This is a genomic window from [Enterobacter] lignolyticus SCF1, assembly GCF_000164865.1.
GTDB classification, from domain to species: domain Bacteria; phylum Pseudomonadota; class Gammaproteobacteria; order Enterobacterales; family Enterobacteriaceae; genus Enterobacter_B; species Enterobacter_B lignolyticus.
Map to the genome: position 1 here is coordinate 1632572 of NC_014618.1, position 15405 is coordinate 1647976.

Here is a 15405-nt window from a genome sequence, read left to right on the forward strand (position 1 = left end):
ATGAACATGTGTTTGTAAGGGGTGGGTTAGCGACAGAACACGATTGAGATTTACTTGAACATTCCTTTGTCCGGGCGTTTTGTATGCCAGAGGGTATTTCTATGCCTGAAAATAAGTACATCGTTACCATTGGTTCAGCAAATATGGACGTGGCCGGATATTCTCACGCGTCATTAAATTATGCCGACTCCAATCCGGGAAAAATAAAATATACGCCGGGCGGCGTAGGGCGGAATATCGCTCAGAACCTGGCGCTGTTAAATAAAGACTCGTGGCTGCTGTCGGTGGTTGGTGATGATTTTTATGGTCAATCGCTATTAGCGCAAACGGCAACATCCGGCGTGCATGTCGATAAATGTCAGGTCGTTCCCGGGGAAGGAACCTCGAGCTATTTGTCGCTGCTCGATAATACCGGGGAGATGCTGGTCGCTATTAACGATATGAGTATTACGGAACATATTACGCCAGCGTTTTTACAGCAGCATCTCGCCTTTATTCGCGGGGCCACGGTGATCGTCGTGGACTGCAACATCAGTGAAGACGCGCTCGCCTGGTTGATGGGCAATGTGGGCCAGACGCCCGTGTTTGTCGACCCGGTGTCGGCCTGGAAATGCGTCAAAATTCGCCAGCATCTGGGGCGCATTCACACGCTGAAGCCAAATCGACTTGAGGCGGAAACGCTGAGCGGGATCTCGCTGTCCGGCAGCAGCGAGGTCAGTAAGGTTGCGGACTGGTTCCACCTGCATGGCCTGCGACGCCTGGTGCTGAGCATGGGCGGCGACGGCGTTTATTACAGCGAAAAAGGGGGCGAGCGCGGCTGGTCGCCGCCGCTGAAAACCCATGTCGTCAACGTGACCGGCGCCGGTGACGCCATGATGGCTGGCCTTGCCGCCTGCTGGGTCGACGGCAGCTCATTTTCACATGCGGTACGGTTTGCGCAGGGCTGTTCATCGCTCGCGCTGTCGTCCGAATTTACAAATAACCCTGAGTTATCTTATGCAAAAGTTAACGAATTAGTGGAGAACAATCATGCCTGAATTGACAATTTCCCCTGAGTTATTACAGGTTTCTGAAGAAGTACAGCAGGCGCTGAAGAATAATCAGCCGGTCGTCGCGCTCGAGTCCACTATTATTTCTCACGGTATGCCGTTTCCGGAAAATGCGCAGACGGCCCTTGAGGTTGAAGAAACTATTCGCCGTCACGGGGCGGTTCCGGCGACGATTGCCATTATTCACGGCGTAATGAAGGTCGGCTTAAGCCGCGAGGAAATAGAGCTTCTGGGTCGCGAAGGGCATAATGTGACAAAAGTCAGCCGTCGCGATTTACCGTTTGTGGTGGCCGCCGGAAAAAATGGCGCCACTACGGTGGCATCCACCATGATTATCGCCGCGCTGGCCGGAATTAAGGTATTTGCTACCGGCGGGATTGGCGGCGTACATCGCGGAGCGGAACACACGTTTGATATTTCCGCTGACCTGCAGGAGCTGGCGCATACCAATGTCACGGTGGTTTGCGCTGGTGCAAAATCTATTCTCGACCTGGGCTTAACCACGGAATATCTGGAAACCTTTGGCGTGCCGCTCATTGGTTATCAGACCAACGCGCTACCGGCGTTTTTCTGTCGCACCAGTCCGTATGACGTCAGCATTCGTCTGGACAGCGCGAAAGATATCGCCCGGGCGATGGCGGTGAAGTGGCAGGCCGGCCTGAACGGTGGTCTGGTTGTGGCCAACCCGATCCCCGAGCAGTTTGCCATGGCGGAAGAGAAAATTAACGCGGCTATCGATCGCGCCGTGAAGGAAGCCGAAGAGCAGGGCGTGGTGGGGAAAGAGAGCACGCCGTTCCTGCTGGCGCGCGTAGCGGAACTCACCGGCGGCGACAGCCTGAAATCCAATATTCAGCTGGTGTTCAACAACGCCGTACTGGCCTGCGAGATCGCGAAGGAGTATCAGCGCCTCGCGTGATAAAACCTCATGGGCAGAGAGCTGTCGCCCGCGAATAGCAACCATACCAAAACCTGGCGTTTACGCCGGGTTTCCTGGCATGAAGGGAAAATCATTATGGACATAATGAGAAGTGTTGTGGGTATGCTGGTCCTGCTGGCAATCGCGTTCCTGCTGTCAGTCAATAAAAAACGTATCAGCCTGCGTACCGTCGGGGCGGCGCTGGTTCTGCAAATTGCTATCGGTGGGATCATGCTCTATTTCCCGCCGGGGAAATGGCTGGTTGAGCAAGCGGCGCTTGGCGTTCATAAGGTGATGTCCTACAGCGACGCGGGAAGCGCATTTATCTTCGGCTCGCTGGTGGGGCCCAAAATGGATGTACTGTTTGACGGCGCCGGGTTTATCTTCGCTTTCCGCGTACTGCCCGCCATCATCTTTGTGACGGCGCTTATCAGCCTGCTCTACTACATCGGCGTCATGGGGCTGCTGATCCGCGTGCTTGGCGGTATTTTCCAGAAGGCGCTGAACATCAGCAAAATTGAATCGTTCGTCGCAGTTACCACTATCTTCCTCGGGCAAAACGAAATTCCGGCCATCGTGAAGCCGTTTATTGACCGTCTTAACCGTAACGAACTGTTTACCGCTATTTGTAGCGGGATGGCCTCTATTGCCGGGTCGATGATGATTGGTTATGCGGGGATGGGGGTACCGATTGATTATCTGCTGGCAGCCTCCCTGATGGCTATCCCCGGCGGTATTCTGTTCGCGCGTATGCTGAGCCCGGCGACGGAAGAATCAAAGGTGACGTTCGACAATCTCTCTTTTACCGAAACGCCGCCAAAAAGCATCATTGAAGCGGCGGCAAGCGGCGCGATGACCGGCCTGAAAATCGCCGCCGGCGTGGCGACGGTGGTGATGGCGTTTGTCGCCATTATCGCGATGATCAACGGCATTATCGGCGGCGTTGGCGGCTGGTTCGGCTATGGCCACGCCACGCTTGAAGGGATCTTCGGCTGGGTTCTGGCGCCGCTGGCCTGGATTATGGGCGTGGACTGGCATGAAGCTACCCTGGCGGGCAGCCTGATTGGGCAGAAGCTGGCGATTAACGAATTCGTGGCTTATCTCAACTTCTCGCCGTATCTGCAGGCGGGCGGAACGCTGGATATGAAGACCATTGCAATTATCTCGTTCGCCCTGTGCGGTTTCGCCAACTTTGGCTCCATCGGGGTGGTGGTCGGGGCGTTTTCCGCGATTTCGCCAAAGCGTGCGCCGGAAATCGCCCAGCTGGGGCTGCGGGCGCTGGCGGCGGCAACGCTCTCGAACCTGATGAGCGCCACCATCGCCGGGTTCTTTATCGGCCTGGCGTAAATCCCACCGCGCACCGCCCAGGCGGTGCGCGGCGTCAGGCAACCGGCAGCAGCGCCTGCGCATTCTCCACCGACAGCGACGGGTTATTAATGCTGTCGCTGGCGCGGGCGATAGCGGCGCAGGCCATCGCAAATCGCGCGCTCTCGGCAAAATCATTCCCTTCCAGATACCCATACAGCAGCCCTGCCATCAGCGCATCATCCGCCCCGAAGCTGTCGACGGCGGTATGGTCGGGCGGGGCGAGCTGGAAATGTTCGCCGCTGATGTCGCTACAGAAAACGGCGTCGTCGTCGAGGCACACCACAACGCGCTGCGTGCCCCGCTCGTGCAGCCACTGTACGGCGGCCAGACGGTCTTCCTCGCTGACGACAGGCTGTCCCCAGAGGATTTGCAGCTCCTGACGGGTGGGCTTCAGGGTATGGATGCGCGAAAGCCACGGGCGGATTTTGTGCGCTTTAAACTCGGAGACCGTATCGACAAACACCGGGGCGGCATGCGCCTGAGCCTGCGTAAACACCCATTCCAGCGCCTGTTCCGTCAGGTTGCAGTCGACGAGCACCACACCCGCATGGGCCAGAAGATCCCGGGACTGATTCAGCAGCTGCGGCGTGAGCGACGATAAAATATGGGTATCGTTGATCGCCAGTACGGTCTCCTCCTGCGGGTTGGCGATAGACAGGTAGGTGGCGGTATTCTGCCCGTGCAGGCGAATGCAGCTCTGCACATTGACGCCCGCCTGGCGCGTCTGCTCAAGCAGCGTCTCGCCGTAGAAGTCGCTGCCGACGGCGGAAATCAGGTGCACATCGCGCCCGAGCTGCGCCAGATTATGCGCGATGTTGCGCGCAACGCCGCCCGGCGAGCAGAGAATATTGCCCGGGTTTGACGCCGGCTGCGGGTAGTGGATGTCGGCCATACCGCGAATATCCATGTTGATGGCGCCAAGCGCCACGCAGTACTCCTGCTCGGTGAGGATATACCCTTTACCCTTAATCGCGCCTTTGCGCATCAGATCCATGATATGCGCGGCCACCCGCGAGCGGCTGATTTGCAGGATATCGGCAATCTCATGCTGCTGAATCAGCGGGTTACGGCGCAGAATATTGAGGATCCGCTTCTCCCTGTCGTTCATCTCAGGCCGTCGCCTCTTCCGTCTGCTGCGCTTTCAGCCAGGCGATTTCTTCCGCCCAGATATCCGGGTTAATGGTTTCCAGCACCAGCGGAATACCGTCAAAGCGCTTGTCCTGCATGATCCAGCGGAAGGCGTCGTGGCCGATATTGCCTTCGCCGAGGCTGTGATGACGGTCGACGCGGCTGCCGAAGGCGCTTTTCGCATCGTTAAGGTGCATGCCGCGCAGGTACTGGAAGCCGACAATGCGCTCAAACTCCGCGAAGGTCGCTGCGCAGGCGTCGGCGCTGCGCAGGTCGTAGCCTGCGGCGAAGGCGTGGCAGGTATCGATGCAGACGCCGACGCGGGATTTATCCTCCACGCCGTCGATGATCGCCGCCAGGTGTTCAAACTTAAAGCCCAGGTTGCTGCCCTGACCGGCGGTATTTTCGATAACGGCGGTCACGCCCTCGGTCTGCGCCAGCGCAATGTTGATGGATTGCGCAATGCGCGCCAGGCACTCCTCTTCCGCGATCTGCATCAGGTGGCTGCCCGGGTGGAAGTTCAGAAGCTTAAGCCCCAGCTGCTGGCAGCGGGTCATCTCATCAATAAACGCCTCGCGGGATTTTTCCAGCGCCTCTTCCACCGGATGGCCAAGGTTTATCAGGTAGCTGTCGTGAGGGAGGATCTGCCCGGGGCCATAGTGATACTTCTCGCAGGCCGCTTTGAAGTCGTCGATGATTTCCGGCGTAAGCGGGGCGGCGCGCCACTGGCGTTGGTTTTTGGTGAACAGGGCGAAGGCGGTGGCGCCAATCTCGGCGGCGCGAATGGCGGCGTTTGCAAGGCCGCCGGAGGCGCTGACGTGCGCTCCAATGTATTTCATAAGGACTCCTGTTAAACCCGCCAAAGGGGAAATGCTAATGATAGCGGGTTAACAGGAGGAGGATATAGCGGTTTATGCCAGAATGGCGTGGACCACGACGTTAATCAGACCGCCGCCGACAATCAGCCAGCCGAACAGCACCAGCGCCATCAGCAGCGGTTTGGCGCCCGCCTTTTTCAGCGCGCTGACGTGGGTGGTCAGACCCAGCGCCGCCATCGCCATCGCCAGCAGGATGGTATCCAGCGTGACCAGCATATCCACGATGCTTTTCGGCAGCAGGTGGAAGGAGTTGAAAATCGCCACCACGATGAACAGAATGGCAAACCACGGGATGGTGATTTTGCTTTTCTCGGCGCCGTTGGCCGGCGCCAGCTGCTTCACGCGGGCTGCCAGAATCAGCAGGAACGGCGCCAGCATCATCACGCGCAGCATTTTGGCGATCACCGCCGCGTTTTCCGCGTCCGGGCTGACCGCATGACCTGCCGCCACTACCTGCGCCACTTCATGCATGGTGGAACCCATGTAAATGCCGTAGGTTTCCGGGCTGAACCAGTGGGCAAGCAGCGGATACATCGCCGGGTACAGGAAGATGGCAATGGTGCCGAAGATGACCACCGTCGCCACGGCGACCGTGACCTTACTGGCTTCGGCTTTCACCACCGGCTCCGTCGCCAGCACCGCCGCCGCGCCGCAGATGCTGCTGCCCGCGCCAATCAGCCAGCTGGTGTGCTTGTCGAGGCCGAACACCTTCTGGCCGAGGAAGCTTGCCAGAATAAAGGTGCTGGAGAGCGTCAGCACGTCAATCAGGATGCCGCTGACGCCAACGTCAGCAATTTGCGCGAACGTCAGGCGAAAGCCATAAAGAATGATGCCCAGACGCAGCAAATGCTGTTTGGCGAACAGCACCCCGCCGTCGCAGGGCTGCCAGATTTTGGGATAGACGCTGTTGCCGATAACCATGCCGAACAGAATCGCCAGCGTCAGGGCGCTGAAGCCTGCGCCAGCCACCGCAGGAATGCTGCCGCCCCACAGGGCGGCGCCGGTGATAACGGCAGTCAGCGCAAGGCCGGGAACAAAATGCCAGAGTGTACGTCGATGTCTATTGAGGGTGAGTTCAGTCATAACCTTCTCCTTTGCTGTGTAAAAGGTTACGCCGCTCTGGTTTAAATATAAAATTGATTATATGTTTATAATCAATCGAAATAAGTAATATATCTGTCACACTTCACTTTCTGGGGTATCCCTATGCATATCACGCTACGGCAGCTGGAAGTTTTTGCTGAAGTGCTGAAAAGCGGTTCGACGACGCAGGCCTCGCAGATGCTGGCGCTGTCGCAGTCGGCGGTCAGCGCCGCGCTGACCGATCTTGAAGGTCAGCTCGGCGTTCAGCTTTTCGACCGCGTCGGCAAACGGCTGGTGGTGAATGAGCATGGTCGTCTGCTGTACCCGCGCGCGCTGGCGATGCTGGAGCAGGGCAATGAAATCGAGCAGCTGTTTCGTGAAGACAACGGCGCGCTGCGGGTCTATGCCAGCAGCACTATCGGCAACTATATCCTGCCGGAGGTTATCGCCCGCTACCGCCGTGATTTCCCGGCGCTGCCGCTGGAGCTGAGCGTTGGCAACAGCCAGGACGTTATCAATGCGGTGGCGGATTTCCGGGTTGATATCGGCTTGATCGAAGGGCCGTGCCATGCGGCGGAAATCGTGACGGAGCCCTGGCTTGAGGATGAGCTGGTGGTGTTTGCCGCGCCGGGATCGCCGCTACTGGAAGGGGAGGTGACGTTGGCAAGGCTGGCGGCGGCCCCCTGGATCCTGCGCGAGCGCGGTTCCGGCACGCGGGAAATCGTTGATTACCTTCTGCTTTCCCACCTGCCGGAGTTTCATCTGGGCATGGAGCTTGGCAATTCAGAGGCCATCAAACATGCGGTGCGTCACGGCCTTGGGATCAGCTGTCTGTCACGGCGGGTGATCGCGGAACAGCTCGACAGCGGGGCGCTGGCCGAGATACAGGTACCGCTGCCCGGTCTCAAGCGCATGCTGTGGTGTATCCACCATCGGCAAAAGCATGTTTCGAACGCCATGCAGCGTTTTTTACGCTATTGCAACATTTAAACCACAAAACTAACGTTACTGGTAAGGCGTTCACTTATAATTTGCGCTTTATCATGAAGCTCTCTTATAACTGCGCATTTCTGCCGGAAGGATAGATTTTCGTCTGCTACAATCGCGCCTCATTTTTTGGATGGACAGCATTTTTATATGGTTTCCGAAATTAAAACCACAGAAGCGCCCACGCTACGTCGTGAACTCAAGGCGCGTCACCTGACGATGATCGCCATTGGCGGTTCTATCGGTACAGGGTTGTTTGTTGCCTCAGGGGCAACCATTTCGCAGGCGGGCCCGGGCGGCGCGCTGTTTTCTTATATTCTGATCGGTCTGATGGTGTACTTCCTGATGACCAGCCTTGGCGAACTGGCGGCATTTATGCCGGTGTCCGGTTCTTTTGCGACCTATGGACAGAATTACGTTGAAGAGGGTTTCGGTTTCGCGCTGGGCTGGAATTACTGGTACAACTGGGCGGTCACCATCGCCGTTGACCTCGTCGCCGCGCAGCTGGTGATGAGCTGGTGGTTCCCTGACACCCCGGGCTGGATCTGGAGTGCGCTGTTCCTCGGCCTTATCTTCCTGCTGAACTACATCTCCGTGAAGGGATTCGGCGAAGCGGAGTACTGGTTCTCGCTGATTAAAGTCGCGACGGTGATTATCTTCATCATCGTCGGCGTCATGATGATCTTCGGCATCTTTAAGGGCTCGCAGCCGGTGGGCTGGAGCAACTGGACGACAGGCGATGCGCCGTTTGCCGGAGGTTTTGCGGCGATGATAGGCGTGGCGATGATCGTCGGCTTCTCCTTCCAGGGCACTGAACTGATTGGTATCGCCGCCGGTGAATCCGAAGATCCGGAAAAGAACATTCCGCGCGCGGTGCGCCAGGTGTTCTGGCGAATCCTGCTGTTCTATGTGTTCGCGATTCTGATTATCAGCCTGATCATTCCGTATACCGATCCGAGCCTGCTGCGCAACGACGTCAAAGATATCTCCGTCAGTCCGTTCACCCTGGTGTTCCAGCATGCCGGTCTGCTGTCTGCGGCGGCGGTGATGAATGCGGTTATCCTGACGGCGGTGCTGTCGGCGGGTAACTCCGGGATGTACGCGTCTACCCGTATGCTCTACACCCTGGCCTGCGACGGCAAAGCGCCGCGCATTTTCGCCAAACTGTCCCGCGGCGGCGTACCGCGTAACGCGCTGTATGCCACGACGGTCATTGCGATGCTGTGCTTCCTGACCTCGATGTTCGGCAACCAGACCGTCTACCTGTGGCTGCTGAACACTTCCGGGATGACGGGCTTTATCGCCTGGCTGGGCATCGCTATCAGTCATTATCGCTTCCGCCGCGGCTACGTGATGCAGGGGCACGATCTGAACAATCTGCCGTACCGCTCCGGGTTCTTCCCGCTGGGGCCGATTTTCGCCTTCGTGCTGTGCCTGATTATCACCCTCGGCCAGAACTACGAAGCGTTCCTCAAGGACACCATCGACTGGGGCGGCGTCGCGGCAACCTATATTGGTATCCCGCTGTTCCTGGTTATCTGGTTTGGCTACCGGCTGGTGAAAGGGACCCGCTTCGTTCGCTATAGCGAGATGCATTTCCCGGAACGCTTTAAGCACTAAGCCATACCGACTTTCCCGCAAAACCCTCTCAGCCGAGAGGGTTTTTTTATGTCTGAACTGTAAATCAGACATATTTTATGACAATTAAATTGATAATTGTTATCATTATCTTTATCATCTTTGCCAATTTCAGGATGAAGCCACTCTCCGCATCTTGTTCGAGGAATGCAACGAACAAGGGTGACCAGCCACATCTGCATAACCCTAAAACAGCCACGTCTGCCGCAAAAGGTGGGCGGATAAGCATGTGAGTTTTTTCTTTCTTGTTTGTTTTTACCTCATGGAGATATGGAATGTTCAGGTTAAACCCTTTGGTTCGGGGCGGATTGTGCGCATCCGCAATGTCGCTGGCGCTACCGGCCGCTGCGGCAGGCGACAGCGATACGATGGTGGTGACCGCCGCCGCGACGGAACAGAGTGTGAAGGACGCGCCTGCAAGCATCAGCGTCATTACGCAGCAGGATTTACAGCGCCGTCCGGTGCAGAATTTGAAAGATGTGCTGCGCGACGTTCCCGGCGTACAGCTCACCAACGAAGGCGATAACCGTAAAGGCGTCAGCCTGCGCGGCCTCGACAGCAGCTACACCCTGATTCTGGTGGACGGTAAGCGCGTGAACTCGCGCAATGCGGTATTCCGCCATAACGATTTCGATCTGAACTGGATCCCGGTCGACGCGATTGAACGTATTGAGGTGGTGCGCGGGCCGATGTCCTCGCTGTACGGCTCCGACGCTCTCGGCGGCGTGGTCAACATCATCACCAAAAAGATTGGTCAGCAGTGGCACGGTTCAATGACGGCGGATGCCACCGTGCAGGAACACCGCGACCGCGGCGATACCTGGAACGGCCAGTTCTTCACCAGCGGCCCGCTGATTGACGGCCTGCTCGGCGTGAAGGCCTACGGCAACCTCTCGAAGCGCGAAAAAGACAATCAGCAGACGTCCAGCACCGCCGCGTCCGGCGAAACCCCGCGCATCGAAGGCTTCACCAGCCGTGACGCCAACGTCGAATTCGCCTGGACGCCGAATGAGAACCATGATTTCACCGCGGGCTACGGCTTTGACCGCCAGGACAGGGACTCCGATTCGCTGGATAAAAACCGCCTTGAGCGGCAGAACTACTCCCTGTCGCACAACGGCCGCTGGGACGTCGGCAACAGCGAGCTTAAGTTCTACGGCGAAAAAGTGGATAACAAAAACCCGTCGCAGGCCGGTACGATTACCTCTGAAAGCAACGCCGTCGACGGTAAATATGTCCTGCCGCTGGCGATGATTAACCAACTGCTGACGTTCGGCGGCGAGTGGCGCCACGACAGGCTTAAAGACCCGGTGAATTTGCAGGGCAGCGGAAGCACCTCCGCCAGCCAGTATGCGCTGTTCCTTGAGGATGAATGGCGTATTTTCGAGCCGCTGGCGCTGACCACCGGCGTGCGCATGGACGATCACGAAACCTACGGCGACCACTGGAGCCCGCGCGCTTACCTCGTCTATAACGCCACCGATACGCTGACGGTGAAAGGCGGCTGGGCGAATGCGTTTAAGGCGCCATCGCTGCTGGAGCTAAGCCCTGACTGGACCACCGGTTCCTGCCGCGGCGCCTGTGAAATCGTCGGTAACCCGAACCTGAAGCCGGAAACCAGCGAAAACTATGAGCTGGGGCTGTACTACGCCGGGGAAGAGGGCTGGCTGGACGGCGTACAGGGCAGCATCACCACGTTCCAGAACAACGTGGATGACCGTATCAGCATCAGCCGTACGGCGAAGGTCAAGGATGCGAAGAACTACCCGAACTACGTAGGGCTCAACGCCGACGGCGAGCCGATTTTCCGCTACTACAACGTCAATAAAGCGCGCATTCGCGGCGTGGAAACCGAGCTGAAGGTCCCGGTGGCTGAGGACTGGAAGCTGACCCTGAACTACACCTATAACGATGGCCGCGATCTGAGCAACGGCGGCAACAAACCGCTGTCCGAATTGCCGTTCCACACGGCCAACGGCACCGTGGACTGGCAGGCGACCGAGGACTGGTCGTTCTACGTCCAGGCCAACTACACCGGCGAACAGCGGGCGAAAGTTGACGGCGGCCCGACGCCGGGCGGCTACGTTCTCTGGAACAGCGGCGCCGCGTGGCAGATGACGAAAAGCGTGAAGGTGCGGGCGGGCGTGCTGAACTTGACCGATAAAGATCTCAACCGCGACGACTACAGCTACACCGAAGACGGGCGTCGCTACTTTATGGCGCTGGACTATCGCTTCTGAGTGAATCCCTCTCCGCTGCCGGAGAGGGAGAATGGACTATTTCAGCAAATGCTCCGCATGGAAGCGGAGATGATCCTCAATAAAGCTCGCGATAAACCAGTAGCTGTGGTCGTAGCCCGGCTGGATGCGCAGCGTCAACGGCCACTGGGCCTGGCGCGCCGCTTCGGCAAGCACCGCGGGTTGCAGCTGCTCGGCCAAAAACCGATCGTTATCCCCTTGATCGATAAGCGTTGCGATGGCGTGCTCAGGCAGGCTTGCGCGCATCAGCGCGCAGCTGTCCCATTCCAGCCAGCGGTCAGGGTCATCACCGAGATAAGCGCGAAACGCCTTCTGTCCCCAGGGCACCTGCGCCGGGTTTACGATCGGCGCGAAGGCGGAAACGCTGGCATAGCGGCCAGGGTTTTTCAGCGCCAGCAGCAGCGCGCCGTGGCCGCCCATCGAATGTCCCGAAATGGCGCAGCGCGGCGCGACGGTAAAGCTGGCGTTCACTACCTGCGGCAGCTCGTCGCGCAGATAGTCATACATCCGGTAATGCGCGGCCCACGGCGCTTCGGTCGCATTGAGGTAAAAGCCTGCGCCTGCGCCGAGATCGTAAGCCGGATCGTCGGCCACCGCATCGCCGCGCGGGCTGGTATCCGGCATCACCAGCGCGATGCCCAGCTCTGCGGCGACGCGCTGCGCGCCCGCCTTGGTGGCGAAATTTTCGTCAGTGCAGGTCAGTCCGGACAGCCAGTACAGCACCGGCGGCGGGCTATCGTCGCGCGGCGGCGGTAAAAAAATGCTGAACGTCATGGCGCAGTTCAGGGTGGTGGAGTCGTGCCGCCAGCGTTGCTGCCAGCCTCCAAAACAGCGGTGCTCTTCGAGCAGTTCCATGCATGGCTCCCGGTTCGATGAGTGAAAATGCGTTGGTTCATCATACAGATAATTCATGTGCGGTGAGTAACTTTCACTTCCGCATTTTGTTTACATGTTGCATCATAAATATAACTTTATGTTAACGCTCAGGGGTTGTCATGGCGCTGCGCATTGCGCTCTGCGGGTTCATTATGCTGGTGGTGGTCATGGGGATTGGCCGGTTTGCCTTCACCCCCCAGGTGCCGCTGATGATCGCCGACGGCCAGCTGACGCTGACCTCCGCGGGGCTGGTTGCCGCGATGAACTATTTTGGCTATCTGTTTGGCGCCTGGGATGCGATGCGCGCGCATCGCGGGGTGGAAGGGCGGCTGTATGCCGGGCTTATCGGCGCCGTGGCGCTGACCCTGCTCTCTGCCGTTGTGGATACCGCCTGGCTGCACGGCCTGCTGCGCCTGGCGATCGGCTGCATGAGCGGGTGGGCGATGGTGCTGACGGCGGCCTGGACCAATGAACAGCTGGCCCATGCCGGCAAACCCGGCTTAAGCGCCGCGGTTTTCGCCGGACCGGGCGCCGGGATCGCCGTGAGCGGCCTGCTGGCGGTATATATCCACGCGCACGCCCTGAGCGCCTCCGCCGGATGGCTGCTTTACGGCCTGCTGGCGCTGGCGCTGATCGCGTTTATCTCTCGCTGGCTGCCGCGCCCGGGAGACCTGCACCGCCCCGACGTTAAGCCTGTACCGCTGCGCCTGACCGGCAACCTGAAGCGTCTGGTCTGGAGCTACAGCCTGGCGGGCTATGGCTATATTCTGCCAGCGACGTTTTTATCGCAGATGGCGACGGCGCGTTTTCCCGGCAGCGCGTTCGCCCAGTTCGTCTGGCCGATTTTCGGCGCGGCGGCGGTGGTCGGCATTGCGCTCAGCATCGCGCTGCGCCACGTCGGACACAGCTACCAGCGGCTGGCTATCGTACTGTGGCTGCAGGCGGCTGGGGTTCTGGCCGCCTGGCTGATGCCGGGAATGAGCGGGCTGGTAACGGGCGCGCTGCTGGTGGGCGGCGGCTTCCTGTGCGCGGTGCAGCTCTCCTTGCTTTACGGTCGCGAGCTGGCGCCGCAGCATACCCGCTATATGGCCGGGTTGTTGACCACCGGCTATGCCATCGGACAGCTGGTGGGGCCGATGACCTCGGCGCTGTCGACATGGCTGACCCAGCGTCTGGAACCGGCGCTGGGGATCGCGGCGCTGGCCCTGCTGGCGGGCGGCGCGCTGGTCTGGCGGCCAGCCGATGAAAGGCAGCAGCAATTACAATAATTATCGACGCGAATACTGGATTCTGTGCGCCGCCTCACGCACAATGAGTAAACACTTTGCTCCCAGAAGAGCTGAGGTCGCCACACCTGCAGGAGAAAAATAATATGTCATCACTGAGTAAAGAAGCCGCACTCGTTCATGAGGCCCTGGTTGCTCGTGGCCTGGAAACGCCGCTGCGCCCGTCAGCCATTGAGGCGGATAACGAAACGCGTAAACGGCTGATTGCGGGTCATATGACCGAAATCATGCAACTGCTGAATCTTGATCTCAGCGACGATAGCCTGATGGAAACCCCTCATCGCATCGCAAAAATGTACGTCGATGAGATTTTCTCCGGTCTCGATTATGCCAATTTCCCCAAAATCACCGTCATTGAAAACAAAATGAAGGTGGATGAAATGGTCACGGTGCGGGATATCACGCTTACCAGCACCTGTGAACACCATTTTGTCACCATCGACGGTAAGGCGACGGTCGCCTACATTCCGAAAGAGTCCGTTATCGGGCTGTCGAAAATCAACCGCATCGTCCAGTTCTTCGCCCAGCGTCCGCAGGTGCAGGAACGTCTGACCCAGCAGATTCTGGTAGCGCTGCAGACGCTGCTTGGTACCAACAACGTGGCGGTCTCTATCGATGCGGTGCATTACTGCGTGAAAGCGCGCGGTATTCGCGATGCCACCAGCGCAACCACCACCACCTCGCTGGGCGGGCTGTTTAAATCGAGCCAGAACACTCGCCAGGAGTTCCTGCGCGCTGTACGCCACCACAACTAATTTCGTGCCGGGCAGGGGAGACATGGAAAGAAACGTCACGCTCGATTTCGTTCGCGGCGTCGCGATTCTTGGGATCCTGCTGCTCAATATCACCGCCTTCGGCTTGCCGAAGGCGGCCTACCTCAACCCGGCCTGGTACGGCGACATCACCCGTCGCGACGCCTGGACCTGGGCTATCCTCGACCTGCTTGTGCAGGTGAAATTCCTCACCCTGTTCGCGCTGCTGTTTGGCGCCGGGCTGCAGATGCTGCTGGCGCGCGGTAAGCGCTGGATCCAGTCGCGGCTTTCGCTGCTGGCTATCCTCGGTTTTTGCCATGCGCTGTTCCTCTGGGATGGCGATATCCTGCTGGCCTACGCGCTGGTGGGGCTGGTGTGCTGGCGGATGGTGCGCGACGCGCAGAACGTGAAATCCCTGTTCAACACCGGCGCGCTGCTGTACCTGATGGGCGTTGGCGTGCTGCTGCTGTTAGGGATGATTTCCGGTACGGCGACGAACCGGTCGTGGGTGCCGGACGCTGCGAATTTGCAGTATGAACAGTTCTGGAAATTCACCGGCGGCGTTGAGGCCATCAGCAACCGCGCGGACATGCTTTCCGATAACCTGCTGGCGCTTGGTGCTCAATACGGCTGGCAGCTGGCCGGGATGATGCTGATGGGCGCGGCGCTGATGCGCAGCGGCTGGCTGAAAGGTCAGTTCAGCCTGCGCCATTACCGGCAAACGGGGGCGCTGCTGGTGGCGATCGGGATGCTGATCAACCTGCCGGCGATCGTCGCCCAGTGGCGGCTGGGCTGGGATTACCGCTGGTGCGCGTTCCTGCTGCAGGCGCCGCGCGAGCTTTCCGCGCCGTTTCAGACGATTGGCTATGCCGCGCTGGCCTACGGTTTCTGGCCGCAGATCTGCGGTTCGCGCCTTGTTGGCGCTATCGCCTGCGTGGGGCGCATGGCGCTGTCCAACTATCTGCTGCAGTCATTAGTTTGCACAACCCTGTTTTACCGGTTTGATTTATTTATGAAATTTGACCGTTTCTCGCTATTGACCTTCGTTCCCGCCGTGTGGCTGGTCAACGTGCTGTTTTCGGTTATCTGGTTACGCTACTGGCGCCAGGGCCCCGTGGAGTGGGTATGGCGGCAGCTAACCGCGCATGCTGCCGGGGCAACACTTTCCAGAACATCCAGATAACGA

General features: G+C 58.8%; 13 protein-coding genes. 9 read left to right on the top strand and 4 right to left on the bottom strand.

What is annotated here, in order from left to right; genetic code table 11:
• The first annotated feature begins 101 nt into the window (after positions 1–101).
• From ENTCL_RS07665 to ENTCL_RS07675, 3 genes are all read left to right on the top strand, one after another.
• A complete protein-coding gene (locus ENTCL_RS07665) occupies positions 102–1037 on the top strand; it encodes a pseudouridine kinase (protein ID WP_013365543.1) in 936 nt (311 codons plus the stop codon).
• Positions 1030–1965, top strand: coding sequence for a pseudouridine-5'-phosphate glycosidase (locus tag ENTCL_RS07670; RefSeq protein WP_013365544.1), 936 nt, complete (start codon positions 1030–1032; stop codon positions 1963–1965). Before ENTCL_RS07665 ends, ENTCL_RS07670 begins: the two co-directional genes overlap by 8 nt.
• 96 nt (positions 1966–2061) lie before the next feature.
• Complete coding sequence (locus tag ENTCL_RS07675; protein ID WP_013365545.1) at positions 2062–3312, top strand: NupC/NupG family nucleoside CNT transporter; 1251 nt, start codon at positions 2062–2064, stop codon at positions 3310–3312.
• A gap of 34 nt (positions 3313–3346) precedes the next feature.
• On the opposite strand, the gene ENTCL_RS07680 is transcribed toward ENTCL_RS07675, so the two are convergent.
• From ENTCL_RS07680 to ENTCL_RS07690, 3 genes are all read right to left on the bottom strand, one after another.
• Positions 3347–4441 (bottom strand): sugar kinase, encoded by a 1095-nt coding sequence (locus tag ENTCL_RS07680; RefSeq protein ID WP_013365546.1) that lies wholly within the window; start codon positions 4439–4441, stop codon positions 3347–3349.
• A 1-nt stretch (position 4442) separates the two neighbouring features.
• A complete protein-coding gene (gene nfo / locus ENTCL_RS07685; protein ID WP_013365547.1) occupies positions 4443–5300 on the bottom strand; it encodes a deoxyribonuclease IV in 858 nt (285 codons plus the stop codon).
• A gap of 72 nt (positions 5301–5372) precedes the next feature.
• Positions 5373–6422, bottom strand: coding sequence for a YeiH family protein (locus tag ENTCL_RS07690; RefSeq protein WP_013365548.1), 1050 nt, complete (start codon positions 6420–6422; stop codon positions 5373–5375).
• A gap of 123 nt (positions 6423–6545) precedes the next feature.
• Here ENTCL_RS07690 and yieE point away from each other — a divergent pair, with 123 nt between their 5' ends.
• The 3 genes from yieE to cirA all read left to right on the top strand — a co-directional run bounded on the left by yieE (position 6546) and on the right by cirA (position 11287).
• The gene (gene yieE / locus ENTCL_RS07695; protein ID WP_013365549.1) at positions 6546–7412 is read left to right on the top strand and encodes a DNA-binding transcriptional regulator YeiE; all 867 of its coding nucleotides are present in this window, start codon (positions 6546–6548) and stop codon (positions 7410–7412) included.
• A gap of 147 nt (positions 7413–7559) precedes the next feature.
• The gene (lysP, locus tag ENTCL_RS07700; protein ID WP_013365550.1) at positions 7560–9029 is read left to right on the top strand and encodes a lysine-specific permease; all 1470 of its coding nucleotides are present in this window, start codon (positions 7560–7562) and stop codon (positions 9027–9029) included.
• Between the two features lie 293 nt (positions 9030–9322).
• On the top strand, positions 9323–11287 hold the full coding sequence (cirA, locus tag ENTCL_RS07710; RefSeq protein ID WP_013365551.1) for a catecholate siderophore receptor CirA: 1965 nt from the start codon (positions 9323–9325) through the stop codon (positions 11285–11287).
• A 36-nt stretch (positions 11288–11323) separates the two neighbouring features.
• Here cirA and fghA read toward each other — a convergent pair whose 3' ends face one another.
• Entirely contained in the window at positions 11324–12160 is an 837-nt protein-coding gene (fghA, locus tag ENTCL_RS07715) for an S-formylglutathione hydrolase (RefSeq protein WP_013365552.1), read from the bottom strand.
• 140 nt (positions 12161–12300) lie between these two features.
• Here fghA and ENTCL_RS07720 point away from each other — a divergent pair, with 140 nt between their 5' ends.
• The 3 genes from ENTCL_RS07720 to yeiB all read left to right on the top strand — a co-directional run bounded on the left by ENTCL_RS07720 (position 12301) and on the right by yeiB (position 15402).
• Entirely contained in the window at positions 12301–13449 is a 1149-nt protein-coding gene (locus tag ENTCL_RS07720; RefSeq protein ID WP_013365553.1) for a YbfB/YjiJ family MFS transporter, read from the top strand.
• A 104-nt stretch (positions 13450–13553) separates the two neighbouring features.
• Positions 13554–14222 carry a GTP cyclohydrolase I FolE gene (gene folE / locus ENTCL_RS07725; protein WP_013365554.1) on the top strand — a complete coding sequence of 223 codons (669 nt, stop codon included), beginning with the start codon at positions 13554–13556 and terminating at the stop codon, positions 14220–14222.
• 22 nt (positions 14223–14244) lie between these two features.
• The gene (yeiB, locus tag ENTCL_RS07730) at positions 14245–15402 is read left to right on the top strand and encodes a DUF418 domain-containing protein YeiB (protein ID WP_013365555.1); all 1158 of its coding nucleotides are present in this window, start codon (positions 14245–14247) and stop codon (positions 15400–15402) included.
• The last annotated feature ends 3 nt before the right edge of the window (positions 15403–15405 follow it).